At 67.2% G+C, this 22782-nt stretch carries 27 protein-coding genes; 11 read left to right on the top strand and 16 right to left on the bottom strand.

The window, feature by feature from the left end; genetic code table 11:
* Together ASE78_RS19270 and ASE78_RS16160 are read right to left on the bottom strand one after the other, a co-directional pair.
* Window positions 1–1395 (bottom strand): TonB-dependent receptor (locus ASE78_RS19270; RefSeq protein ID WP_200911072.1); only part of this gene is annotated, 1395 nt, incomplete at its 3' end.
* 141 nt (window positions 1396–1536) lie between these two features.
* Window positions 1537–2166 carry a TetR/AcrR family transcriptional regulator gene (locus ASE78_RS16160; RefSeq protein WP_056499203.1) on the bottom strand — a complete coding sequence of 210 codons (630 nt, stop codon included), beginning with the start codon at window positions 2164–2166 and terminating at the stop codon, window positions 1537–1539.
* A gap of 372 nt (window positions 2167–2538) precedes the next feature.
* Between ASE78_RS16160 and ASE78_RS18825 the strand changes: the two genes are divergently transcribed.
* Window positions 2539–2835: a hypothetical protein gene (locus tag ASE78_RS18825; RefSeq protein WP_156351533.1), complete on the top strand. Its 297-nt coding sequence runs from the start codon at window positions 2539–2541 to the stop codon at window positions 2833–2835.
* A 92-nt stretch (window positions 2836–2927) separates the two neighbouring features.
* Window positions 2928–3092, top strand: coding sequence for a hypothetical protein (locus ASE78_RS18820; RefSeq protein WP_156351532.1), 165 nt, complete (start codon window positions 2928–2930; stop codon window positions 3090–3092).
* A gap of 144 nt (window positions 3093–3236) precedes the next feature.
* Here ASE78_RS18820 and ASE78_RS16150 read toward each other — a convergent pair whose 3' ends face one another.
* Window positions 3237–4151: a LysR family transcriptional regulator gene (locus tag ASE78_RS16150; RefSeq protein ID WP_056498511.1), complete on the bottom strand. Its 915-nt coding sequence runs from the start codon at window positions 4149–4151 to the stop codon at window positions 3237–3239.
* 184 nt (window positions 4152–4335) lie between these two features.
* Between ASE78_RS16150 and ASE78_RS16145 the strand changes: the two genes are divergently transcribed.
* The 5 genes from ASE78_RS16145 to ASE78_RS16125 all read left to right on the top strand — a co-directional run bounded on the left by ASE78_RS16145 (window position 4336) and on the right by ASE78_RS16125 (window position 8062).
* Window positions 4336–4641, top strand: coding sequence for a hypothetical protein (locus tag ASE78_RS16145; RefSeq protein WP_056498509.1), 306 nt, complete (start codon window positions 4336–4338; stop codon window positions 4639–4641).
* Window positions 4642–4670: 29 nt separating this feature from the next.
* A complete protein-coding gene (locus tag ASE78_RS16140) occupies window positions 4671–5585 on the top strand; it encodes a pirin family protein (RefSeq protein ID WP_055757572.1) in 915 nt (304 codons plus the stop codon).
* 26 nt (window positions 5586–5611) lie between these two features.
* Window positions 5612–6220, top strand: coding sequence for an FMN-dependent NADH-azoreductase (locus ASE78_RS16135; RefSeq protein WP_056498507.1), 609 nt, complete (start codon window positions 5612–5614; stop codon window positions 6218–6220).
* A 16-nt stretch (window positions 6221–6236) separates the two neighbouring features.
* Window positions 6237–7262: an Atu2307/SP_0267 family LLM class monooxygenase gene (locus ASE78_RS16130; RefSeq protein WP_056498505.1), complete on the top strand. Its 1026-nt coding sequence runs from the start codon at window positions 6237–6239 to the stop codon at window positions 7260–7262.
* A gap of 62 nt (window positions 7263–7324) precedes the next feature.
* The gene (locus ASE78_RS16125; protein ID WP_056499200.1) at window positions 7325–8062 is read left to right on the top strand and encodes an SDR family NAD(P)-dependent oxidoreductase; all 738 of its coding nucleotides are present in this window, start codon (window positions 7325–7327) and stop codon (window positions 8060–8062) included.
* Between the two features lie 21 nt (window positions 8063–8083).
* On the opposite strand, the gene ASE78_RS16120 is transcribed toward ASE78_RS16125, so the two are convergent.
* Window positions 8084–9010, bottom strand: a complete 927-nt coding sequence (locus tag ASE78_RS16120) for a LysR family transcriptional regulator (protein WP_056498503.1) — start codon at window positions 9008–9010, stop codon at window positions 8084–8086.
* 77 nt (window positions 9011–9087) lie between these two features.
* On the opposite strand from ASE78_RS16120, the gene ASE78_RS16115 reads away from it, so the two are divergent.
* Genes ASE78_RS16115 through ASE78_RS16105 form a run of 3 tightly spaced genes read left to right on the top strand, consistent with a single transcriptional unit; the run spans window position 9088 to window position 10963 of the window.
* Complete coding sequence (locus tag ASE78_RS16115) at window positions 9088–9714, top strand: DsbA family protein (protein WP_082467277.1); 627 nt, start codon at window positions 9088–9090, stop codon at window positions 9712–9714.
* 31 nt (window positions 9715–9745) lie between these two features.
* Window positions 9746–10561: an MBL fold metallo-hydrolase gene (locus ASE78_RS16110; RefSeq protein ID WP_056498499.1), complete on the top strand. Its 816-nt coding sequence runs from the start codon at window positions 9746–9748 to the stop codon at window positions 10559–10561.
* Window positions 10562–10564: 3 nt separating this feature from the next.
* On the top strand, window positions 10565–10963 hold the full coding sequence (locus ASE78_RS16105; protein ID WP_056498497.1) for a nuclear transport factor 2 family protein: 399 nt from the start codon (window positions 10565–10567) through the stop codon (window positions 10961–10963).
* A gap of 54 nt (window positions 10964–11017) precedes the next feature.
* Here ASE78_RS16105 and ASE78_RS16100 read toward each other — a convergent pair whose 3' ends face one another.
* From ASE78_RS16100 to ASE78_RS16045, 12 genes are all read right to left on the bottom strand, one after another.
* Entirely contained in the window at window positions 11018–11629 is a 612-nt protein-coding gene (locus ASE78_RS16100) for an NAD(P)-dependent oxidoreductase (RefSeq protein WP_056498496.1), read from the bottom strand.
* Window positions 11630–11653: 24 nt separating this feature from the next.
* Window positions 11654–12403: an SDR family oxidoreductase gene (locus ASE78_RS16095; protein ID WP_056498493.1), complete on the bottom strand. Its 750-nt coding sequence runs from the start codon at window positions 12401–12403 to the stop codon at window positions 11654–11656.
* Window positions 12404–12413: 10 nt separating this feature from the next.
* The gene (locus tag ASE78_RS16090; protein WP_056498491.1) at window positions 12414–12974 is read right to left on the bottom strand and encodes a YceI family protein; all 561 of its coding nucleotides are present in this window, start codon (window positions 12972–12974) and stop codon (window positions 12414–12416) included.
* 13 nt (window positions 12975–12987) lie between these two features.
* Window positions 12988–13587 carry a cytochrome b gene (locus ASE78_RS16085; protein WP_200911071.1) on the bottom strand — a complete coding sequence of 200 codons (600 nt, stop codon included), beginning with the start codon at window positions 13585–13587 and terminating at the stop codon, window positions 12988–12990.
* A gap of 41 nt (window positions 13588–13628) precedes the next feature.
* Complete coding sequence (locus ASE78_RS16080; protein ID WP_056498489.1) at window positions 13629–14243, bottom strand: YceI family protein; 615 nt, start codon at window positions 14241–14243, stop codon at window positions 13629–13631.
* A 207-nt stretch (window positions 14244–14450) separates the two neighbouring features.
* A complete protein-coding gene (locus ASE78_RS16075; protein WP_055757551.1) occupies window positions 14451–14939 on the bottom strand; it encodes a hypothetical protein in 489 nt (162 codons plus the stop codon).
* Window positions 14940–14961: 22 nt separating this feature from the next.
* The gene (locus ASE78_RS16070) at window positions 14962–15744 is read right to left on the bottom strand and encodes a 3-hydroxybutyrate dehydrogenase (RefSeq protein WP_056498487.1); all 783 of its coding nucleotides are present in this window, start codon (window positions 15742–15744) and stop codon (window positions 14962–14964) included.
* A complete protein-coding gene (locus ASE78_RS16065) occupies window positions 15741–16946 on the bottom strand; it encodes a DUF3734 domain-containing protein (protein ID WP_056498485.1) in 1206 nt (401 codons plus the stop codon). The genes ASE78_RS16070 and ASE78_RS16065 overlap by 4 nt, the downstream gene beginning before the upstream one ends.
* A gap of 4 nt (window positions 16947–16950) precedes the next feature.
* Window positions 16951–17517 carry a carboxymuconolactone decarboxylase family protein gene (locus tag ASE78_RS16060; RefSeq protein ID WP_056498483.1) on the bottom strand — a complete coding sequence of 189 codons (567 nt, stop codon included), beginning with the start codon at window positions 17515–17517 and terminating at the stop codon, window positions 16951–16953.
* Between the two features lie 130 nt (window positions 17518–17647).
* Window positions 17648–18064, bottom strand: coding sequence for a nuclear transport factor 2 family protein (locus tag ASE78_RS16055; protein WP_056498482.1), 417 nt, complete (start codon window positions 18062–18064; stop codon window positions 17648–17650).
* Between the two features lie 83 nt (window positions 18065–18147).
* On the bottom strand, window positions 18148–18792 hold the full coding sequence (locus ASE78_RS16050; protein WP_056498479.1) for an NADPH-dependent F420 reductase: 645 nt from the start codon (window positions 18790–18792) through the stop codon (window positions 18148–18150).
* Window positions 18793–18931: 139 nt separating this feature from the next.
* Window positions 18932–19378, bottom strand: a complete 447-nt coding sequence (locus tag ASE78_RS16045; protein ID WP_055757541.1) for an Rrf2 family transcriptional regulator — start codon at window positions 19376–19378, stop codon at window positions 18932–18934.
* A 479-nt stretch (window positions 19379–19857) separates the two neighbouring features.
* On the opposite strand from ASE78_RS16045, the gene ASE78_RS16040 reads away from it, so the two are divergent.
* Window positions 19858–22773 carry a TonB-dependent receptor plug domain-containing protein gene (locus ASE78_RS16040; protein ID WP_082467323.1) on the top strand — a complete coding sequence of 972 codons (2916 nt, stop codon included), beginning with the start codon at window positions 19858–19860 and terminating at the stop codon, window positions 22771–22773.
* The last annotated feature ends 9 nt before the right edge of the window (window positions 22774–22782 follow it).

Below are 22782 nucleotides of genomic sequence, written 5' to 3'. Positions count from 1 at the left end.
CCCGCCCGCCTCGGTAAAGGCCTGCGCGGTGATCCGGCCATAGCGCATGCCCCCGGTCAGCCAGAATCGGGGCGAGAAGCGATAGGTCACTTCGCCGAAACCGGCCAGTTCGCGGTTGTTCTGATAGGTATATTGCTTCTGGTAGTATTGATCGGGCAGCCCGGTGATCCCGCGCGCCTGCAGGAACGGCAACGACGAGCGGTAGAAGAAATCGACGTCGCGACGACGATCGAGATAGAAGCCGCCGAGCACGAATTGCAGCGGCCCGTCGAAGCTGGAGGCAAGCCGCGTTTCCTGCACGAACACCTTGTCATAGGCATTGGCGTCGAGGCCGAACGCGATCGCGCCGCCGAAGGTATTGGCGAGGTCGGCGTAGAATTTCTGGTCGAAATCCGAATAGGTGCTCGAACTGGTCAACCGCGCGAAATCGAAGTCGTAATCGATCGTCGCATTCAGGATCGTCTGCACGCCGGTGAAGCGATCGGGCTGATCCGACACGCGCTTTTCGCGACCCAGCGACGGACTGGTCAGCGACGAATCCCTGGGATCGCTGTTCTCGTAAGAGGCGAGCAGGCGGACCGACAGCCGGTCGGTCGGCTTGGCGAGCAGGATGACGCGACCGCCATAGTCGATCAGCGTGTTCGAATTCTTCACCCCGGTCCCGACATTGTCGAGATAGCCTTCCTCGTCGCGGTAGAAACCGACCGCGCGCACCGCCAGCCTGTCCTCGACGATCGGCACGTTGACCATCGCGTTGTAGCGCTGACGGAAACTGTCCTTGCCGGTCAGGCCCAGATCGACCACCGCCGCGGTATCGACGTCGTTGAGGTCGGGGCTTTTGGTCAGGATGCGCATCGCGCCCGACAGCGATCCCGATCCGAACAGCGTGCCCTGCGGTCCGCGCAGGAATTCGACGCGCTCTACATCGAACAGATTGGGATCGACCACGGTGGTGTTGCCGATCGTCGAAACCGGCAGTTCGTCGATATAGACCGCGACCGTGCTTTGCAGATTCGCGCCATAGCCGTTGGTGGCGATGCCGCGCACCGTGAAATTGTTGAAATTCTGGGTCGGGCGATTGAGCACCACGCCCGGCGTTTCGCGGGCGATCCCTTCGAACCCGACGATGCCCTTGCGGGTCATCTCGCCCTGCCCGAACGCGGTGACGCTGATCGGCACGTCCTGGATGCGTTCCTCGCGGCGGGTCGCGGTGACGACGATCTCGGCGGCGGGATCGTCGATGTCCGCCGGGGCACGACCGGTGCGTGCCGTCTGGCCCGACGGATCGGACGTCCGTTCGCCCGGCGGCGGGGCACTGTCCTGCGCATGGGCCGACGACACCGACATGACGGCAAGGGCGCCGGCGCATGCCGACGCATACAGGGAAACCCGCATGCTCACTCTCCTGAGCGAAGCCGGCTGTTCGCGCCGGTCCTCGATCAGCCGATCATCGCAGGTCCGGCGGCAATGTCAACGTTCACTATCGCGACCGTTAGTATTATTGCAACGCCCGTCGCCATGAGGATATTTGCCGCCTTACAACGACTTGGGTCCATCGCAGATCGCGCGGAAACCGGCGGCCATGAAGCGTGCCATGCGCCGTTTCACCGCGACGAAGTCCTCCGATCGGCACAGCCCGCCCGATAATTTGTCGATTCGCCCGGTCCGGGCCAGCGTCAGCATCAGCGAGCCGGTCACGAAGTGATAGCCCCAGAAAATATCGGTCCGGCTGCAATGCGGCATCGCGCGCTGGAGGATGTCGATCAGCCGCAAGACCACCGGATCGAAATAATCGTCCATCAGCTCCGCGCCCCATTCGGGGGTGTTGGCGACCTGCGCGCCCAGCGCCGCATAGTTGCGCCACCCCGCCCCGCCCTGGATATACAGGTCGAGATCGGTATCGAGAAACGCCTGCAACACGCCTTCCACGGTCGGGGCGTCGCCCGCGGCGCGTTCATAATCGTCGAGCGCGCGCATCCGCGTCTCGCTGGTGACGACCGCGCGACGGGCGAACACCCGGTCGAACAGCTCTTTCTTGTCGCGGAAATAATAGCTCAGCAGCGTGCGATGCACGCCGACCTGCTGCGCCACATCGGCCAGCGTTACCCCGTATAGGCCGTGTTTCGAAAACAGCGCCTCGGCCACGTCGAGGATCTGTTCGATCATATCGGCACGTTGTTCGGCCTTGCGCGAGGCGCGTTGGGTCGGTTTGGCGGTCGTCACGCCCCTGTCCTGTCAGTACCGCCGATCCGTCGTCAAGCGGCGCTGGCCATCCGCGCCGCGCGGCTCGCGCTTCGGCGACACCATCCCGCACCTTGTCCAACGCTGCCACCTCGCCGCCGAATGGTCGAAAATATCGAACGTATCTTTCGATCTTATTCGTCTGTTTCGATCGAAGGGATTGGCCCATTTCGGTCCTGCACCGACGGCCAGCCCGACTGGCGGAAAGGGACTTTCCTCATGGCGTTTCTCGATCTCGCACGCGATCTTCCCCGTTCCGCCCTTGCGGACGTCGCGATCCCGCCGCGTTCCGCGACCGTGCTGCTCGTCGCCCCGATCGAGCGCCAGGTGATCCTGGCCGCGAAGAGCGACAGCCGCCGGAGCCTGCGCGCGCCGGGCCGGATCGACCGGGCACTGGGGTGGCTGTTCGGCTGGAAGCCGGCCAACCGCCTTGCCGATCCGCGGCTGGAAGCGCTGCGGCGGTATGTCGTGATGGCCCGGCTGCGCGGCGACCGGTTGCCGATCGAGGAAACCGCCCGCCTGATCGCCGCCGGCTTCGTGCGCGGCGCGATCGACGAAATCCGCCGGATGGTCCCGGTTCGCAGCGCCTGCTGATACCCGCGTCGAGGAGCGAGACAATGCGTGCAATTCCCCTTCAGGCTACGCCACGACATCGCCATCGGCCGGGCGACATCGACCCCGTTCCGTTGATCGCCAATGTCCTTTGCCTCGTCGCCGCGCTGGGCGCCGCCATCGGCATTTATCGCTGGATGCTGGACGTCCTTGGCGATCCGATACCGGCAGCGATCGTCACGCTCATCGTTGCGATGGCAATGCTTGTCCTCACGAACGGGAAGGCGCGGCGGCGGTGACATTGGCCGCTCCCTGCGATGATACCCGGCATCGGAACGTCGCAGGCGACGCAAGGCAACGATGGCCGGGCGCGGCGTGCCCGTACAGGCGATCCTGATCCTGAAGCCCGCCCGAAACCGCGCCGGCGCGCGTTTCCAGACGGCCTATCCCGTCGATACCGCGTCCGGCGTCTGCGTCCTGAGCCGCTCGATCAGCCACGCCGCGGCAGGACCGGGCAGGGTGTCGCTGCGGTGGATCGCGTGCATCGCATAATCGCCGGACGGCGCGTCGGGCATGTCGAGCAGCACCAGCCGCCCCGCCGCCAGGTCGTCGCGCACCATCGGTTCGGGCATATAGCCCCAGCCGATCCCGGCGGCGAGCAGCATGTGTTTCGACGCCACGTCCGCCAGCCGCCACGTCCGGCTGCTCATCACCGCGAAATCGCGCCCCTCGGTCAGCGGCGACCGGTCGGTCAGCACGAGCTGGATATGCGCGCGTCCGGCACCGGGCGGATTGCGCCCGGCCAGCGCCAGCGGATGCGTCGCCGCCGCGACCGGCACCAGCCGCACCGCGCCGATCGCGATCCGTTCGATCCCGTCCATCGTATCCAGCGGCCCGCTGACGCCGATGCTCGCGCGGCGGCTCATCACCAGTTGCGTCACCGCGCCCAGCGTCTCGATCGACAGGTGCAGCGATACCGTGGGAAAGGTCGCGAAGAACGCGGTCAGCGCATCGACTACCCGCTCCTTGGGCAGAAAGGTGTCGAGCACGACGTGCAGTTCGGATTCCAGCCCCTGCAACAGCCCCTTCGTCTTGGCGCGCAGCGCGTCGATGCCGCTCCCCACCAGCCGCGCCTCGCCCAGCACCATTCGCCCGGCGTCGGTCAGTTGCGGCTTGCGCGTCGATTCGCGGTCGAACAGCCGCACGCCCAGTTGCGCCTCCAGATTGGCGATCGTGTAGCTGATGACCGAGGTCGCGCGGTTCAGCTTGCGCGCCGCGCCCGCGAAGCTGCCGACGTCGACCACCGTCACCAGCACGCGCAACTGATCCAGCGTCGGGATGCCGGGTTCCGAACTCATGGTGCCTCCATCCTGTACCGCGCGTGGCGCAGGCCGGATTAGGCGATCGGCCCCGCGCCGCCAAGTGCGGCCACGCTAGACATGTCGATTTCGTCGAACGAACCGATCGAAACTTGGCCGGTTTTTGCGAACGCCATGCCGGCATATCTCGGGGTCAACGCAACGCACCACACCGGATCGTCCCATGCCCCGCCAGCCCGACCTGCCGCCCCTGACCACCACCGAATGGTCCACCGTCGCCGCCGCGCTGGCGCTGGACGAAGATGCGCCGGTGCCGTTGTTCGCCACGGTCACGCGGATGGTTCGCACGGTCCTCACCGGCAAGGCGCCGGCGGCAGCGCCGGTCGATCCGCGCACCGCCGCGATCCGCGCCTTCCTGCAGGACACGCGGCGTTTCCGCCGCCCGGCCGATGCGATCGCGCCGACGCTGATCGCGCACGGCTTCAACCCGCATCAGGTCGCCGCGCTGGCGGCGCTGTCGATCCACTGATCCCCGATCCTTTCCACCGGAGACCCCCGATGACCTTCGCCTCCCAGACCGGTCCGGTCGAACAGATCATCCTGCCCGCCACGCGCGACCTCGGCGACTTCTCGGTCCGCCGCGCGCTGCCGTCGGCGAAGCGGCGGATGGTCGGGCCGTTCGTGTTCCTCGACGCGTTCGGCCCGGTCGTGCTCGGCCCCGGCCAGGGCGCCGACACCCGCCCGCACCCGCATATCGGGCTGAGCACGCTGACCTATCTGATCGCGGGCGAGAGCGAGCATCGCGACAGCGCGGGCTATGCGCAGACGATCCGCCCCGGCGAGGTCAATCTGATGACCGCTGGTCGCGGCATCGTCCATTCCGAACGCAGCGGACCCGAAGCCCGGGCGCGGACCGAAACGATGTTCGGGTTCCAGGCGTGGCTCGGCCTGCCGCAAGCGCTGGAGGAAACCGATCCCGGGTTCCAGCATGTCGCGGCGGGCGACGTTCCGGTGCTGAGCGATACCGGCCTCGAACTGCGTCTGCTCGCGGGCAGCTTCGGCGGACGGACCGCCCCGACCCGGCTGTTCTCCGACACGCTCTATGCCGATGTCATATTGCAGGCGGGGCGGCGGTTCGCGGTCGACAGCCGCCACATCGAACGCGCGGTCTATGTCGTCGAGGGCCGGATCGCGGTTCAGGGCCAGACCGGCAGCTTCGGCAAGGACGAACTGGTCGTGTTCCGCCCCGGTGCGGAGATCGTCCTCCACGCCGACGGCCCCACCCGGCTGATGCTGATGGGCGGCGAACCGCTCGACGGGCCGCGCCACATCTTCTGGAACTTCGTCTCCAGCCGGCAGGACCGCATCGACCAGGCGGCCGACGACTGGCGCCACCGCCGCTTCCCCGGCGTGCCCGGTGACGAGGTCGACTTCATTCCCCTCCCCGAAACGCCGCTGCGCCGCGCCGCCTGATCCACCTTCTTCAAAGGACCCACGCCATGAACATCCTGCACATCGATTCGAGCATCCTCGGCGCCTATTCGGCCAGCCGCCAGTTGTCCGCCGCCACGGTGGCGCAACTGACCGCCGGCCGCGACGACCTGCACGTCACCTATCGCGATGTCGCCGCCGACCCGATCCCGCATCTGTCGGGTGGCTATCTGGCGGCGCTGCGAAGCGCGGAGGCGGATCACACGCCCGAGGTGCAGGCCGATATTGCGCTGGGCGCGGCGGTACTGGAGGAATTTCTTGCCGCCGACATCGTCGTGATCGGTGCCGGCCTCTACAATTTCGGGATGCCCAGCCAGTTGAAGGCGTGGATCGACCGTATCCTCGTCGCCGGCAAGACGTTCAACTATATCGACGGCAAGCCGGTCGGGCTGGTGCCGGGCAAGCGCATCCTCCTGACGATCGCGCGCGGCGGCGTCTACAGAGGCGAATCGCCGATCGCGTCGTTCGAACATACCGAGACGCATCTGAAGACCGCGTTCGGCTTCATCGGCCTGACCGCCGAGGCGATCGTCGCCGAAGGCCTGTCGGTCGGCCCAGACCAGCGCGCGGCCGGGATGGCGCAGGCCGAGGCGGCGATCGCCGCGCTGACCGCCTGATCGGGAGGGACACATCATGGAAATCGGCATCGACAGTTTCGCCGCCACCTCCGCCGCGCTAGGGGAGGAGCCGCCGATCTCGGACGCGGACCGCATGGCGTTCCTGCTCGATGAGATCGTCGCGGCGGACCGCGCCGGGCTGGACGTGTTCGGCGTCGGCGAACACCACCGCGCCGACTATCTCGACAGCGCGACCGCGGTGATCCTCGCCGCCGCGGCGGCGCGGACGCAGACGATCCGGCTGACCAGCGCGGTCACCGTGCTGAGCGCCGCCGATCCGGTGCGGGTGTTCCAGGAGTTCGCGACGCTCGACCTGATCTCGCGCGGCCGGGCCGAAATGGTGGTCGGGCGCGGATCGTCGGTCGAGGCCTATCCGCTGTTCGGGTTCGACCTGAACGATTACGATGCGCTGTTCGCCGAGAAGCTCGACCTGCTGCTCAGGATCCGCGAGCGCGCCGGCATCCACTGGTCGGGCAAATTCCGCGCGTCGCTCGGCGGACAGGGCATCTATCCGCGTCCGCAACAACCGGTGCTGCCGGTCTGGCTCGGCGTCGGCGGCACGCCGCAGTCGTTCGTGCGCGCCGGCACGCTCGGCCTGCCGTTGATGATCGCGATCATCGGCGGGGAGATCGCGCGCTTCCGCCCGCTGGTCGACCTGTATCGCCGCGCCGGGGCGGCGGCGGGGCACGCGCCGGAGATGCTGAAGGTCGGGGTCCACGCATTGGGCTTCGTCGCCGACAGCGATGGCGCGGCGCGCGACGCCTTCTTCCCCGGCTGGCAATATATGTTCACCAAGGTCGGCGCGGAGCGCGGCTGGCCGCCGGCGACCCGCGCGCAATACGACCAGATGACCGGGCCGCGCGGTGCCTTCCTGATCGGCAGCCCCGACACGGTGGTCGCGCAGTTGCAACAGGCCGACCGCGATCTGGGTGGCATCGACCGGGTGACGTTCCAGATGAGCTCGGCCGCACGCGACCAGCCGGCGATGCTGCGCTCGATCGAGCTTCTCGGGCAGGCGGTGCGACCACGGCTGCACGGTTAGCGCGTTTTCCGATCGCTTCGACCGTTCCGAACGATCGCCCCTCGCCTTGAAGGAACAGGATGATGAAACCAAGCCACGAAGGTCGCGTCGCCATCGTCACCGGTGCCGCGCGCGGCATCGGCCAGGCGATCGCCATCCAGCTCGCCGAGCGCGGCGCCAGACTCGTCCTGCTGGATAGGGAAGCGGCGCACGAAACCGCCGCGCTAATCAGCAGCGAGACGCTGATCGCCACCGCAGACGTGTCGTCGCCGGCGGACTGGGAACGCATCGACCAGCAGGTCCGTGCCAGGTTCGGCCGGACCGACATCGTCGTCAACAACGCGGGCATCGGCGCGCCCAAGGCGATCGACGATCTCGACTATGCGACGTGGCAGCGGATGTTCCGCATCAATCTCGACTCCCATTTCTTCAGCGCGAAGCAGTTCGTGCCGCAGATGCGCGCGAACGGCTGGGGCCGTTTCGTCAACATATCGTCCAACTCGATCGGCCTCGCGATCACGGGCATGAGCCATTACATGGCGTCGAAGATGGGGGTGATCGGCTTCGTGCGCGGGCTGGCCAACGACGTCGCCGATTCGGGCATCACCGTGAACGCGATCCTGCCGGCGATCACGAACACCCGGTTGACGCAGGACATGCCCGAGGAAGCCAAACGCCAGACCTGGCAGCATCAGGCCATCAAGCGGTTCGCCGAGCCGTCCGACATCGCGGGATCGGTCTGCTTCCTGACCAGCGACGATGCCGCCTTCATCACCGGACAGGCGCTTCCGGTCGATGGCGGCCAGTACAAGATTTCCTGAGCCCCCGCCGCCCGGCCGGCGTCAGCGCCGCCGTTCGCGCTCGGCCAGGATGTCGAGGAACGCGGTGACGCGCGCGGGGCGGAAGCGCGTCCCCGGCATCACCGCATGGACGCCGCCGCGATCGAGCTGCCAGCCGGGCAGCAGCCGCACCAGCCGCCCGCTCGCCAGATCGTCCGCCACCGTGAAATCGGGCAGGATCGCAAGTCCCGCCCCGTCGCGCGCCGCCTGCAGCACGCCGATCGTCGCGCTGATCGCCAGCGTCGTCGCGAAGCGCACCGCCTGCGCCGCGCCACTATCCGACCGGAACGTCCAGCCGAGCGGATCGCCGAGGTTGCCGTTGGCGACGAACGGCAGCGCGGCGACGTCCGCGGGCGTCGCGTCCGGCGCGACCCCATGGTCCGGGCTGGCGACCAGCACCTGCCCGAACGTCCCGATCCGCCGCGCGCGAAGCGCGCTGTCGGTCAGCCAGCCGACCCGGATCGCGAGTTCGATGTCGCTGCCGACCGGATCGAGCGTCGCATCGCTCAGCACCAGATCGACGGTACAGGCCGGGAAGCGTTCGCGAAATACGGCGATCGCCGGCACCACCATCGCGACGCCGTAATCGAGCGGCGCGGTCAGCCGCAACAGCCCGGTCGGCGCGCCGTCCCCCGCCGCCAGCCCGTCGAACGCCGCCTGCGCTTCCGACAGGATCCGGGCGCAGCGTTCGTAGAAGATCCGCCCTTCCTCGGTCGGCCGGACGCTGCGGGTCGTGCGGACCAGCAGCGTGGTTTCGAACGCCTGTTCCAGCCGGGCGACCTGGCTGCTGACCACCGCCTTGGTGATTCCCAGCCGCGCGGCCGCGGCGGTGAACGACCCGGTTTCGACCACCTCGGCGAAATAGGCGAGGCGTTTCAGGTTGTTGATACCGTGGCCGGCGACGACACGGGGATTGTATGCTGTAGGCATACGACATGGGGTATATTGTCGATCTAGCGCCGGCAATCGGTTGCGCGCATATCTCCACCAGCATGGAGAACCGTCACATGACGACCCGTTTCCTTTACCTCTTCGACCCGATGTGCGGCTGGTGCTACGGCGCGTCGGATGCCATCGCGACGCTGGCCGCGCAGCCCGGCGCGGCGGTCGAGCCGCTGCCCACCGGCCTGTTCGCCGGTGCGGGCGCACGGACGCTCGACCGGGGCATGGCGACCCACATCCTGACCAGCGACCGTGCGATCGGCGCCGCCACCGGCGCGACGTTCGGCGACGCCTATCGCGCGCGCATCACCGGCGGCGACGACGTGCGGCTCGACAGTGGCCCCGCGACGCTGGCGCTGACCGCGGTCGCGCGCACCGCGCCCGACCGCGAACTGGCGCTGCTCGACCTGATCCAGCGCGCGCGCTATCGCGATGGGCGGGATATTGCCGACACCGGCGTGCTGGCGGACCTGCTGCGCGCCGCCGGGCTGGAGCCGGCGGCGGTCGCACTGGTCGCGGACGCGCCAGACCTGCGCGCCGCCACCCGCCAGCGGCTGGAGCGCGCCGGGTCGATCCTGCGCACGCACGGCCTGCGCGGCGTCCCCGCGCTGTTGCGGATCGACGGCGACACGCTGACCCCGATCGACACGAACCTTCTGTACCGCGACCCGTTGTCGCTTCTCGCCGCCTGATCCGCTTTCACATCCTCACCGGAGACAGACCATGACCGACACCCTCCATTGGCAATCCTTCCCCGCCGGCGAGCACGGCTTCTTCCGCGCCCCGGTGCTGCTGTGGGGCGCGACCGAGGCGGTGCTGGTCGATGGCGGCTTCACCCTGCCCGACGGACGCGCACTGGCCGAGGCGATCGCCGCGACGGGGCGGACGCTGACCACCATCTATATCAGCCAGAGCGACCCCGATTATTACTTCAGCCTGGCGCCGATCACGGCGGCGTTCCCCGACGCGCGCGTGCTGGCCGCGCCCGAGACGATCGCCGCGATCGAGGCGAACGTGTCGAAGAAGCTGGCGACCTGGGGGCCGCAGCTCGGCGACAACGGGCCGAAGACGCTGGACGACGTGGTCATGCCGACGCCGTTCGCCGACACCGTGCTGACCGTCGATGGCGAGCGGGTCGAGATCGTCGCCGCCGACGGCCTCGCCAACCGCCGTTATTTGTGGGTGCCGTCGCTGGCGGCGATCGTCGGCGGGGTGCTGGTGTTCTCGGGCGTCCATGTCTGGACCGCCGACACCAACAGCGCGGCGGGGCGCGCCGCATGGATCGCGCAGCTCGACGCGATGCTGGCGCGGGATCCCGCGGTCGTGGTGCCGGGGCACATGACCCCCGACGCGCCGACCGGGGCGGCCGCGCTGACCTACACCCGCGATTACCTGCGCGCGTTCGAGGAGGAACTGGCCAAGCAGCCCGACAGCGCGGCACTGATCGCGGCGATGACCGCGCGCTATCCCGATGCCGGAATGGGCGTGGCGTTGCAGGTCGGCGCGAAGGTCGCGACCGGCGAAATGGCGTGGGGTTGAACCATGACGAGCAACAAGGACATCATCCGCGCCACCTATGAAGGCTCATCCGAGGAGAACGGCGCGAACCTGAAGGCAGCGCTGGCGCCGCACGCGACCTGGACCGAGGCGGCAGGGTTCCCCTATGCCGGCACCTATGTCGGCTACGACGCGATCGTTGCGGGCGTGTTCCACCGGCTCGGCACCGAGTGGGAGGGGTACAAGGCCGAGGTCCACACCTATCTGGAGGACGGCGACCGCGTCGCGGCGTTCGGCGTCTATTCGGGAACGTACCGCGCCACCGGCAAGGCGATGACCGCGACCTTCGCACACCTCTATCGGCTGGAGGGCGGCAGGATCGTGACGATGGAGCAATATGTCGACAGCGCGACGGTGATGGCGGCGCTGTCGCCGGATCGCTGAGGGGCGGACCGGCGGCCGCGATGCCGCCGGTCGCCTGTCGTATCGGCCGCCCGTTCAATACCCGACCGTAAAGCGCTGCCGGACATGCGCGGGGCGTTCGATCTCGTCGACCAGCGCGATGGCGTAATCCTCGAACGAGATGCTCGAACCCCCGTCGTTCGTAAGCAGCGTGTCCTTGCCCAGCCGGAACACGCCGGTCCGCTCGCCCGCGACGAACATCGCGGAGGGGGACAGGAACGTCCACTCCAGCTCCGTCTCGCCGCGCAGCAGGTCGAGGAAGGCCGCGCCCGCGCTCGCCTCCGCCCTGTACGCCTCGGGGAAGTCGGGCGAGTCGATCAGGCGGACGCCGGGCGCGACCTCCAGGCTGCCGGCGCCGCCGACCACCAGATAGCGCTGCACCCCCGACGCGCGGACCGCGCCGATCAGCGTGGCGGGATCGGTGACGGAGAAATGCACCGAGCTGACCACCGCGTCATGTCCGCGCAACAGCGCCGCCAGCGCGCCGCCATCGGCCACGTCACCGCGCTGCGCGGTGACGTTCGGCAGCGCCGCGATCTTGTCCGGGTGGCGCGCGATCGCGGTGACGTGATGCCCGCGGTCGGACAATTCCTGCAGGATGCGCGAGCCGGCCTGTCCCGATGCGCCGATGAGTGCGACCTTCGTCATGATGTCAGTCCTTGTGGTTGAAAATCAGTGCGCCGCGCCGTTCAGCCGCTCCAGCGTCGCCGCGAACCGGTCGTCGCGCCCGGCGAAGCGCAGGGGGTGGACGCGCTGGACGAGGATCTCGGCCGGGGTCGGCTCCTGCGCGAACAGCGCCAGCACCTCGTCGGCGAAGTCGTCGAGCGGCTGATAGCCCTCGCGCGTCGACTGGCCGGGGGTGAGTTCGGTCTGCACCGCGGGCGGGGCCAGTTCGATCACCTCGACCTTCCCCGCCAGCGCATGGCGCAGCGACACGGTATAGGAGTGCATCGCCGCCTTGGTCGCCGAATAGGTCGGCGTCGTCACCAGCGGCACGAACGCGAGGCCCGAGGTGACGTTGACCACCACCCCGTCGCCGCGCGCGACCAGATGGTCGATCAGCGCATCGGTCATCCGGATCGGCCCGAGCAGGTTGGTGGCGATCGTCGCCGCCGCATCGGTCAGGTCGCGCGCGGTGTCGAGCGGCTCGACACGCATGATGCCGGCATTGTTGATAAGGACGTTCAGCGCGGGGAAGCGCGCGGTCACGTCCCGCGCGAACGTCGCGATCGCGGCGGGATCGTCCGCGTCGAGCGTCATCGTGTGGATGTTCCCGCGCCCTGCCGCCGCGTCGTCGAGCGCGGCCTGTCGCCGCCCGGCGATGATGACGGTGTCGCCACGGTCGTGGAACCGGTGCGCCAGCGCCGCGCCGATGCCCGATCCCCCGCCGGTGATGAGGATGGTGTTGCCGCTCTGCTTCATGACGAGGTCCTTACCCTGCCTTGCGGGCATGGATCGCGATGTTGATCTTCACGTTCGCCGCGACCGAATCCGGGCTGGCGAACTGTCCCTGCCCGACGCCGAACCACCGCCGGTCGATCGTCAGCGTGCCCCGCATCTGCGCGACATTGCCGGCGATGACGAGCTGGAACGGCAGCACCACCGGCCGCGCGACGCCGCGGATCGTCAGCGTGCCCGCCGCCTGGTAGCGGTTGCCGCCAAGGTTCTTGAACGTCTTCGATGCGAAGGTCGCGCGCGGGAACGCCTTGACGTTGAACCAGTCGGGGGTCGGCAGCGATTGATCGCGCGAGGCGTCGCCGGTGGTGGCCGACGCGGTGTCGATCACCGCGGTCACGCTCGATTCGGGCAGGTTGGCGGGATCGAACGCGATCCGCGCGTCGAAGCGTTTGAAGCTGCCGTTGATCGCCTGCCCGCCCATGCTGGCGACGAAGCCGACCTGCGATCGGGTCTTGTCGATCGTCCACGACGGAGCGGACGCGGCGACCGCCGGGGCGGCGATCAGGGCGATGGCGGCGAGAGGAAGGTAACGCATGGGAAGGACTCCTTCAGAGCGAATGGGGCGTGCTGCGCAGGCCCGGCACCATCCGGCCGAGAACCCCGTCGCGCGCGATGAACTGATGCTTGAGCGCGGCGGCGACGTGCAGCGCGATCAGCGCCGCGCCGCCCAGCGCGAGGTACAGGTGGATATTGCCGCCGACCGCCTCGACCCGCGCCTTGCCGGCGGCGTCCATCGCATGGAGGAAGCCGATATGCGGCCACGGGATGGTTTTCCACAACAGGGTCGGGATGTTGTACGGGCTGACCGACACCATCGCCCACCCGGTCAGCGGCATGCCGATCATCAGCGTATAGAAAAACCAGTGGGTGGCGCTCGCGACCCGGTGCTCCCACGGCTTCATCGGTGCGACCGACGGCGGCGGCGGGTTGAGCAGCCGCCACGCCAGCCGCACGACGCTGAGCACCAGCACGGTGATGCCGATCGACTTGTGCAGTTGGAACATCGCGAACTGGTCCATGCCGGTCAGATACCCCATCCGCCAGCCGAGCAGCAGATTGGCGAGGATCAGCACGGCGATCACCCAGTGAAGCAGGATGGCGACGACGGAGTAGCGGGTGCGCATGGCGAGGCTTTCGAGCTGGCCCACCCCGACCGGCCGCGCCGGACGGGGTGGGGTTGAACGGGAAATCAGGATTTCAGTTCGAACGCGGCGCTGATCGTCAACGTCGTCTCGTCACTGACGAGGGGAGCGTATTTGCTGACGCCGAACTCGGTCCGCTTGATGACGCCGGTTGCCTTGAAACCCAGCGTATAGGCCTTGCTCATCGGGTTGGTGGCCGCGGCGTTGAACGTCGCCTTCAGCACGACCGGCCTGGTCACGCCGTGCAGCGTCAGCTTGCCCGCGACGTTGGCGGTCGCAGGGCCGGTCCGCGTCACCCCGGTCGACACGAAGCGCATGGTCGGAAACTTCGCCGCGTCGAGCCAGTCGGCGCTCACCAGTTCCTTGTCGAGCGTCGCGTTGGTGGTCGATACCGTCCCCACCGGCACGGTCACGTCGAGCTTCGTGGTCGCGAGGTTCTTCGGATCGATCGTCAGCGTGCCCGTCGCACCGGGGAAGGTGCCGAAGAATTCGTTGATGCCGAAGTGGTTCACACCGAACCGGACCAGCGTGTGATAGGTTTCGACGGTGTAGGTGCCCGCCTTCACCGTGGCCGGGGCGGCGGCAGGCGCGGTCTGCGCGATGGTGGCCGATGCGGCGGCGAGCGCAACCATCGACAGCGCTGCGGTGATGACATGCTTCATGACTATTCCCCTTTATCCGGCCCGCCGTCCGATCGCGGAACCATTGCTGCACCTCAAATGATCGTTCGGCTGCGTCCCGACCACCCGATTAGTTTCGACCGATAGGTTCGATATAATCGAACGGTGTCGGCATCCGCCGGCGCCGGCGTGTTCGGGGACGGGCCATCCGATGACCGAGGCCATGCGGCACCGGGTGAACGGCACCCGTCAGATATGGCGCTGCAACCGCCCGATCATCGGCGCTATGTCAGCGCAATGTCGCTGGAAGACGTCGAACGCCTCGGCCATCGCGACGGCATGACGGGCCACCTCGCTTTCCTTGTCCTGGCTTTCATCGATGAGGAAATCGAGCGTGATCGCCAGCCGGGTCATCAGGTCGTGCAGTTGGAACCGAAGCTCGTCGTCGCCGACCTCGAACATCGCCTCGCGGTTGCGCTCGTATAATTCGACCTCGCGGCGCGCGGACCGGATCAGGCGCATCGTCAGCCGCCCGAACGGATCGCCCCGATCATGGACGTCGTTGAGCAGGACGACGACATGCTGCAGCGAGGCGAGTACCTCGCGCCCGATCGTCGCCGCGAACCGCGCGCGGCGACGTTGCTCGACCCTCGCGGCCAAGCGGCCGGAAATGAACCCGCCGGTGGTCGCGAGGATCGCGCCGACCGTGACGCTGAGGAGTGGCAGATACGGGGTCATCGCGTCGCGACCGACAGGCTGGTCACTGCATGAACCATCCGTGGCTGACCACGATCGACTGGCCGGTCAGCGCGTTCGTCGGGAAACCGGCGAGGAATACCGCCGTTTCCGCGACATCGTCGACGGTCGTGAACTCGCCGTCGACCGTTTCCTTCAGCATCACGTCGCGGATCACCGCGTCCTCGCTGATGCCCAGTGCCTTGGCCTGTTCCGGAATCTGCTTTTCCACCAGCGGGGTGCGGACGAAGCCGGGGCAGATGACGTTGGCGCGGACACCATGTTCGGCACCCTCTTTGGCGACGACCTTCGCCAGTCCGATCAGCCCGTGCTTGGCGGTCACATAGGGGCCTTTCAGCTTCGATGCCTCCTTCGAATGGACCGACCCCATGTAGAGGATGCTGCCGCCGCGCCCCTGCGCATACATGTGGCGCAGACAGGCGCGCGTCGTCAGGAAGGCACCGTCAAGATGGATGGCGAGCAGCTTCTTCCAGTCGGCGAAGGCAAACTGGTCGATCGGCGCGACGATCTGGATACCGGCGTTCGACACCAGCACGTCGATTCCGCCGAAGCGGGCGGCGACTGCCTCGATACCGGCGTCGACCTGCGCTTCGTCGGTGACGTTCATCGCGACGCCCATCGCACGGGTGCCATCGGGATCGAACTCCAGCGCGGTGGCATTCGCCGCGTCGATGTTCAGGTCGGCGATCGCGACCTTCGCGCCCGCCTTGAGGAAGCGCTTGGCAATATCCTTGCCGATGCCGCTGGCGGCGCCGGTGATGACGGCGACCTTGTCCTGAAGAGTCATGTCGGATCTTTCGCTGTTGCGGAACGGGGCTGCGCCCCGGCCCGGGGGGTCAGGAAATCATGGACCGCGACGCCGGGCGGCTCGGTCGGCGGCACGAGTATTTCGGGATGCGCGAGCGTGGTCAGCGCATTCTCGTATCCGGTGCGCCAGTGATCCTCCATCGTCTGGCGCGAAAATTCATAATCCTTCGAATCGCCCTCGTACGTCGGCGAACGGTAGACGAGCTGGACGATGCTGTACGCGGCGGGGTCCGATGCCCCGGCCAGCAACTGCGCCTCAGGACTGTTCTTCAGCGCGTCCGGCAGATGGTTGAACAGCGTGTTGAACGCCGCGCGATAGGTCTGCAGTTCGCGGAACGTGTCGGTCGCGGCCCGCGTGCGACTGGAAAACTGGATTTCCTTCATCCGCACCGCGACCGAGGCGAGATCGCGCGGCACGAGACCCGCCGCGCTCCACAGGTCGACCTGAAAGATCAGCGTGTCGAGATCGGAGGGCGCGGACAGCACCCAGTCGAGCGGCGTGTTGGACACCATGCCGCCGTCCCAATATTGCTCGCCGTCGATCTCCACCGCCGGAAACCCCGGCGGCAGCGCGCCCGACGCCATGACATGGTCGGCGCGGATCGTATCGGTGGCATTGTCGAAATAGGCGAAGTTGGCGGTGCGGACGTTCACCGCGCCGACGCTGAAGCGCATGTCGCGCGAATTGATCCGGTCGAAATCGATCAGCCGCTCCAGCGTCGAACGCAGGGCGCTGGTATCGTACCAACTGGTCGCGCCAGCGGTGCCGGCGGTCTGAAACGGCGGCGGGGGAAAGCGCGGCGCGAAGAAGCCGGGCACGCCGTTCATCACCGTTCCGCCCGCCGCGATCTGGTTCACCCAGCCGCGAACATGATGGTCGTGGACCAGATGCGGCATCCAGTCCGCCCAGCCGCTCGACCCGCCCGACACTCCTTCCCAGAAGGCGCGCAATCGATCGATCCGGTGTTCGCGGGCGTTACCGGCGATGATCGCGCTGTTGATCGCGCCGATCGAGATGCCCGCGACCCAGGTCGGTTCGATCCCGTGTTCCGACAACGCCTGATAGACGCCGGCCTGATAGGCACCGAGCGCACCGCCCCCCTGCAACAGCAGCGCGATGCTCGGGAACGGCGTCGCCGTCGCGCAGGCGGTGGCGGCCGGCGCGCGCGTCCCGTGCCGCATGCCCCTACTCACGTTCGGGCACCGGGACATTGAAGCCGTTGAGCGTCGTCGAGACGAGGCTGTACAACCCGACGAGATAGATCAGCTCGCTGGTGCCATGCTGGCCGAAGGTCTGCACCGCCAGGCGGTAGAGCGGTTCGGGCAGGACGCCGCCACGGACGAGCGCATAGGCGAAATCATACGCGATGCTTTCGTCGGGCGCGAAGTCGGTCGGCTTCACGCCGGCGACCAGCGTCGCGAGCCGTTCGAGCGTCATGCTGTTGCGCTCCGCGACCGCGATATGCGCATAGATTTCGTACGCGGCATCGAAGCGCGCCCCGACGATGAGAATGGCGACCTGCCGGACATTGTCGGGCAGGCTGGCCTCGGCGGTCATCGCCAGCGTCAGGTCCCAGATCGCCTTGCCGATCCGCGGCTCGTGAAGCCAGGGATTCCACGGACCCATCAACGCCCCGTCGTCGCGTTCGACCAGGAAGGCATTGAAGTTGCCGGCGATCCCCTTTCGCATATCGTCATAGAGCGGCCGCTGTTCGGACGTCAGGTCGCTCGGCGGGATCAGGGGAAGTCGCATGAAACGGATCCTTTCACAAACACCCCGACCATCGCCGATGCCGCGTTGGCGCAGCGTGACCCGGGCGTGAAGCTTCGGTCATCATCGGCACCGGCGACGACGCATCGCGCCGCCGCCGGTGCTGTCGCGATCAGCCGCCGAAGCTGGCGCCGCTCATCGCCGTCATGAACGCCTGCGGATTCCAATATTCCCGATAGCTGACGATCAGTCCATCGCGGAACGTGACGAAGGTCGCATAGCGCATCTCGTACGGATTACCGTTCGACAGCACCTTGCCCGACGCGCTCCATTCGGCGATCGCGACGTCGGGATCGTCGGTGGTGTAGATCTTGAGCGTCGGCAGCGATTTGATGTCGATCGCGTCGGGATAGCCGCGCAGATATTCATACAGCGCCGCCTTGCCCTCGATGCGAGCGGGCGAACCGTCGGGCGCGAACGGGAATTCGGCGACGACGTCGTCGGCGCACAGTTCGGACCAGCCCTTCATGTCGTGGGCGAGAAAGGTGTCGAGGCTCTTGCGAAGCAGTTGGGCGGCGGTCGTGGTCATGGGGAATATCCTTGCGGGGTACGGGGGGCGCCCATCGTCATGCCGCCGCGCTGCGACGACGCGATGACGACGGGCAAGGCCGGTCAGATGCGGACGAAGTTGTGCGTGGCAAGCGGCCCGAACGGCAGCGAGGCGAGCGGGCCGCCGACATCGAGCGTCCCCAGATCGACCGGCAGGAAACCGGTCGCCTCTAGGATCGCGCGGACCTGCGCCTTGGCGTCCGCATCGTCGCCCGAATAGAACAGCACGCGCTGGCCGCCGGCGGCTTCGGGATGCGGCAGGACGTTGACGTCGAGATGGTTGAACGCCTTTACCAGCCGCGCACCGGGCACCAGATCGGCGACGATCGCGCTCGAATGGCGATCACCGATGTCGACCGCCTTGATGCCATAGGCGGCCAGCGGATTGCCCGGATCGTTCGCCTCGGGCGACGCCGGATCGAGGAACAGGACGGGATTGGTGCCGTCGATGACGATGCGGTTGTTCCAGTCGGGCAGACCGGTCAGCACGTCCTCCAGCGCGACCCACGGCATCGCCAGTACGACGATGTCGGCGGCGGCGGCCTCGGCGACCGTGCCGGCGGTGATCGTGCCGCCGAGGTCGGCGACGAGATCCCGGAGCGATTCCGGGCCGCGCTTGTTCGCGATGATCGCCGACTGCCCCTTGTTGGCAAGGGCGCGCGCGACGTTGGAACCCAGAGCGCCCGAACCGATGATACCGATGGTCATGATGAAGTCCTTCTTGTCACCGGGGTTGCATGGAATGACGGAACGATGCCCCGGCACCGGCCCGTCAGCGCGCCGGTGCCGGCACGCACATTATGTCGATATGTCACTGATACTATGACATATCAGGCAAAAACCGATGTCACCACCGCAGCGGAATGGTGAACTTGCCGAGCCGTGCGACCTCGGCGGCGACCTGTTCGATCGTCACTTCGGCCAACACGTCCTCCATCGCCTGGCGCGCCTTGTCGAGCGTGGGGCGCAGCGCCTCCTGGATATTCCCGCCGACCGAACAGCCGGCAAGTGGCGGCAGGCGGTGGAACGTGAACAATTCCGTATCCTCGACGGCGCGGTACACATCCAGAAGCCGGATCTGTGCTGCCGGTTTGGCCAGCAACGCGCCGCCGCCCGATCCCATTTGCGAGGACGTCAACCCGGCCTGTCCCAGTCGCGACAGCAGGCCCCGGATCACGACCGCGCCGGTATTGGCGGAATGCGCCAGATCTTCCGACCGCATCGGCGCATCATCGCCCACCGCAAGCGCGGCGAGAACATGGACGGCGACGACGAAACGACTGCTGGTTGGCATAGGCTGAACCCTCTGTGTGTCACCGTCACTATGACATATAATCCGGGTCGTCAACGGCTTTTTTGCGATCGGGGCTCCCGTCGTCGCGGTTCCGGTTGCAACCGGACCAGAAACCCTTCCGCCGCCGGTGCCGGACCATTCCAGACCGGGGCGAATCGGGCGCGTGCAACGCCGTTTCATCCAGATACGCCATATCGTTCAGTGCCTTAACCGCCCGAGGTCGAACATCGACCATAAGGCCGTCGACAAGGTCCATGCCCGGGATCAACACTGGGAGCACAGTCGACGGCCGAGGGTGTCGACGGATGGAGCGCAAGGCCGATGGGCAACAGGTCCGCGGCCGCTTCCGCCATGCCCTCGTCGCGTCCAACGACATATATTCACGGGGGGATACTGTGCTCGACAAGGCGAAACAAACGCGGTCCGTTCACGGATTGAGGCAGACGGTGAGCGGCACCGCGCTGGCGATCACCCTGTTGATGGCCGGGGTCGCCCATGCGCAGACGGTCGCGCCGCCGGCCGTGGACCAGCCGGCGACCGACCAGACCGACGCCGACACCCCCGCCGCCGATATTGTCGTCACCGGATCGCGCATCACCGCGAGCGGCTTCACCGCGCCGACCCCGACGCAGGTGATCGGCGAGGCCGATATTGCCCGTTCGGCCCAGCCCAATATCTTCAACGCCATCACCCAGTTGCCGTCGCTGATGGGCAGCACCGGCCGCGCGGTCGGCGTGGCCACCACGTCGAGCGGGACGCAGGGGCTGAGCTCGTTCTCGCTGCGCGGCCTGGGCGCGATCCGCACGCTGACGCTGCTCGACGGCCAGCGCTTCGTCGGCGCCAACGTCACCGGCGTGCCCGACGTCAGCCAGTTCCCGCAACTGCTGGTCCAGCGGGTGGACGTGGTGAACGGTGGTGCATCCGCTTCCTACGGATCGGACGCGATCGGCGGCGTCATCAATTTCGTCACCGACAAGCGGTTCACCGGGTTCAAGGCCAATCTCGAAGGCGGCGTCACCACCTATGGCGACGATGCCAGCGTCACCGCGCAGGCGGCATGGGGCGGCAGCTTCCTCGAAGACCGGCTGCATGTCGTCGTCAGCGGCGAATATGGCCGCGAGGGCGGGGTGCCCAATCCCGGCTTCGGCATCACCGGCGCCAACGGCCGCGACTGGTATGTATCGCCCGCGTTTCAGGTCCGCAGCATCGCGGGCACGCCCGCCGGCCAGCCCCAGATTTCGGTCATCCAGAACGCGCAGCAGTTCCAATATGCCAAATACGGCCTGATTACCTCGGGTCCGTTGCAGGGCACGGCGTTCGGCGTCAACGGCGCGCCGTTCGCGTTCCAGTACGGATCGAACGGCACGCCGACCGGCGCCGGTGCCGTGACCAACTGCATCACGCCGTTCTGCGTGGGCGGCGACACCAGCGGCGTGGTCGGCGCGGGTACGACGCTGGCATCGAAGCTGGAACGCCTCGTCGGCTATACCCGGATCGGCTATGACGTCGCGGCGGACAACGAGATCTATGCCACGTTCAATGCCGCGCAGGTCCGTTCGGAAAATTCGCCGAACGCCGGCGCGGCCAAGAACGCCAATCTGACGATCCAGTGTTCCAATCCGTTCGTGCCCGCATCGATCCAGGCAGCCTGCGTCACGAACAACATCACCAGTTTCCAGTTCGGCACCAGCCTCGCCAACTTCCCCGATTTCATCTCGGTCAAGCCCAAGCGGACCAATCTGCGCGGCGTGATCGGCGCGACCGGCAAGTTTCCCGCGCTCGGCACCCGGTGGAGCTATGACGCCTATTACGAATATGGCCACAACTACACCGATCTGCACGTCTCCAACATCTCGCTGAACCCGCGCTTCAACGCCGCGATCCAGGCCGTCCGCGCGGCCGACGGCTCGATCGTGTGCGCCAGCGCGTCGGCGCGCGCGTCGGGTTGCGTACCGTTCAACGTCATCGGCAACGTAACCAACAGCCAGGCCGCGCTCGATTACATCATCCCCAAGGTCGGGCCGTTCCAGCATACCTGGTCGAGCCAGCACGCCGCCAGCGCCAGCATCAACGGCCAGCCCGCGTCGACCTGGGCCGGCCCGATCTCGCTGGCGTTCGGCTACGAATATCGTCGCGAATGGTACAAGGTCCGCTCGGACCCCTATGGCAACGGCATCTATCCCGAATCGCCCAACAGCGCCGACTATCCGGCCGATCCGCTGATGAACACCGTGTCGGGCAACAACTGGTATGCCGGCAACTATCATTCGGGCGGCGGCAAGTACGACGTGCATGAAGGGTTCGCCGAAGTCGATGTGCCGGTGCTCGATTCGGACGATCTGGGCCGGGCGAACCTGAACGCCGCGATCCGCGAGACGCATTACAGCACGTCGGGCTGGATCGCGAGCTGGAAGGTGGGCGGCACGTGGGAGACGCCGGTCGAGGGCGTGCGGCTGCGCGCCGTCACCTCGCGCGACGTGCGCGCGCCCAACCTGTCGGAGCTGTTCGCCGCCCCCGCGATCACCAACAACGTCGTCAACGATCCGCGCGTCGCCGGCGGCCGCACGGTGACGGTGACGCAGACCAACCTCGGCAACCCCGGCCTGCGCCCCGAAGTCGGCCGCAACACCACCGGCGGCATCGTCGTGTCGGGCAGCAACTGGCTGCCCGGCTTCAACGCCTCGATCGATTATTACAGCATCAAGGTGAAGAACGTCGTCTCCGCCTTCGCCGGGCAGCAGCAGGTCGACCTGTGCCTGGTCAGCAGGATCCAGCAGTTCTGCAACTCGATCTTCCTCGACAGCAACCAGCCGAACGGCAATTTCGTCAACGTGCAGGCGTTCAACCTCGCATCGATCTATACCAACGGCTTCGATATGGAGGCGAGCTATCGCCGGCCGCTCGGCGGCATCGGCCTGCCCGGCACCTTCACGCTGCGCGCGCTGGCGACGCATGTGATCCATTATCGCAGCACGTCGGGCATTCCCGGCACGATCTCGACCGAGCTGGCGGGCGTGAACCAGGGATCGATCCCCGACTGGAAGATCCTGGGCGTGCAGAGCTGGGATACCGACCGGTTCAGCCTGTCGCTCACCGAACGCTGGTTCAGCGACGGCGTGTACAGCAACGAATTCATCGAATGCCGGTCGAACTGCCCGGCGCCGACCGCGATCCATCCGACGATCGACACCAACCACATGGCCGGCGCCTTCTATCTCGATGCCGGCGGGTCGTACAATGTGACCAGCCGGTTCACCGCCTATTTCAAGATCGACAACCTGCTGAACCGGTCGCCCGAACCGTCGCCGCAGACCAACGTCACCTATGGCTTCAATCCGCTGCTGTACGACGTCCTTGGCCGTACCTTCCGCGCCGGGTTGCGCTATGGCTTCTGATGCGGAACG

This window comes from Sphingomonas sp. Leaf25, from assembly GCF_001421635.1.
GTDB lineage: Bacteria > Pseudomonadota > Alphaproteobacteria > Sphingomonadales > Sphingomonadaceae > Sphingomonas.
This window is presented reverse-complemented; position numbering and strand designations above follow the sequence as displayed.

What these genes read in the sequence shown, in the direction of transcription:
- ASE78_RS16105 (WP_056498497.1), top strand. Translation starts at nt 10,565, where the DNA reads ATGACGAGCAACAAGGACATCATCCGCGCCACCTATGAAGGCTCATCC.
- ASE78_RS16080 (WP_056498489.1), bottom strand. Translation starts at nt 14,243, where the DNA reads ATGAAGCATGTCATCACCGCAGCGCTGTCGATGGTTGCGCTCGCCGCC.
- ASE78_RS16125 (WP_056499200.1), top strand. Translation starts at nt 7,325, where the DNA reads ATGAAACCAAGCCACGAAGGTCGCGTCGCCATCGTCACCGGTGCCGCG.
- ASE78_RS16130 (WP_056498505.1), top strand. Translation starts at nt 6,237, where the DNA reads ATGGAAATCGGCATCGACAGTTTCGCCGCCACCTCCGCCGCGCTAGGG.
- ASE78_RS16040 (WP_082467323.1), top strand. Translation starts at nt 19,858, where the DNA reads ATGGCCGGGGTCGCCCATGCGCAGACGGTCGCGCCGCCGGCCGTGGAC.
- ASE78_RS16145 (WP_056498509.1), top strand. Translation starts at nt 4,336, where the DNA reads ATGCCCCGCCAGCCCGACCTGCCGCCCCTGACCACCACCGAATGGTCC.
- ASE78_RS16050 (WP_056498479.1), bottom strand. Translation starts at nt 18,792, where the DNA reads ATGACCATCGGTATCATCGGTTCGGGCGCTCTGGGTTCCAACGTCGCG.
- ASE78_RS16055 (WP_056498482.1), bottom strand. Translation starts at nt 18,064, where the DNA reads ATGACCACGACCGCCGCCCAACTGCTTCGCAAGAGCCTCGACACCTTT.
- ASE78_RS16060 (WP_056498483.1), bottom strand. Translation starts at nt 17,517, where the DNA reads ATGCGACTTCCCCTGATCCCGCCGAGCGACCTGACGTCCGAACAGCGG.
- ASE78_RS16065 (WP_056498485.1), bottom strand. Translation starts at nt 16,946, where the DNA reads ATGCGGCACGGGACGCGCGCGCCGGCCGCCACCGCCTGCGCGACGGCG.
- ASE78_RS16150 (WP_056498511.1), bottom strand. Translation starts at nt 4,151, where the DNA reads ATGAGTTCGGAACCCGGCATCCCGACGCTGGATCAGTTGCGCGTGCTG.
- ASE78_RS16140 (WP_055757572.1), top strand. Translation starts at nt 4,671, where the DNA reads ATGACCTTCGCCTCCCAGACCGGTCCGGTCGAACAGATCATCCTGCCC.
- ASE78_RS16115 (WP_082467277.1), top strand. Translation starts at nt 9,088, where the DNA reads ATGACGACCCGTTTCCTTTACCTCTTCGACCCGATGTGCGGCTGGTGC.
- ASE78_RS16135 (WP_056498507.1), top strand. Translation starts at nt 5,612, where the DNA reads ATGAACATCCTGCACATCGATTCGAGCATCCTCGGCGCCTATTCGGCC.
- ASE78_RS16045 (WP_055757541.1), bottom strand. Translation starts at nt 19,378, where the DNA reads ATGCCAACCAGCAGTCGTTTCGTCGTCGCCGTCCATGTTCTCGCCGCG.
- ASE78_RS16120 (WP_056498503.1), bottom strand. Translation starts at nt 9,010, where the DNA reads ATGCCTACAGCATACAATCCCCGTGTCGTCGCCGGCCACGGTATCAAC.
- ASE78_RS16070 (WP_056498487.1), bottom strand. Translation starts at nt 15,744, where the DNA reads ATGACTCTTCAGGACAAGGTCGCCGTCATCACCGGCGCCGCCAGCGGC.
- ASE78_RS16095 (WP_056498493.1), bottom strand. Translation starts at nt 12,403, where the DNA reads ATGAAGCAGAGCGGCAACACCATCCTCATCACCGGCGGGGGATCGGGC.
- ASE78_RS16110 (WP_056498499.1), top strand. Translation starts at nt 9,746, where the DNA reads ATGACCGACACCCTCCATTGGCAATCCTTCCCCGCCGGCGAGCACGGC.
- ASE78_RS16100 (WP_056498496.1), bottom strand. Translation starts at nt 11,629, where the DNA reads ATGACGAAGGTCGCACTCATCGGCGCATCGGGACAGGCCGGCTCGCGC.
- ASE78_RS16075 (WP_055757551.1), bottom strand. Translation starts at nt 14,939, where the DNA reads ATGACCCCGTATCTGCCACTCCTCAGCGTCACGGTCGGCGCGATCCTC.
- ASE78_RS16160 (WP_056499203.1), bottom strand. Translation starts at nt 2,166, where the DNA reads ATGATCGAACAGATCCTCGACGTGGCCGAGGCGCTGTTTTCGAAACAC.
- ASE78_RS16090 (WP_056498491.1), bottom strand. Translation starts at nt 12,974, where the DNA reads ATGCGTTACCTTCCTCTCGCCGCCATCGCCCTGATCGCCGCCCCGGCG.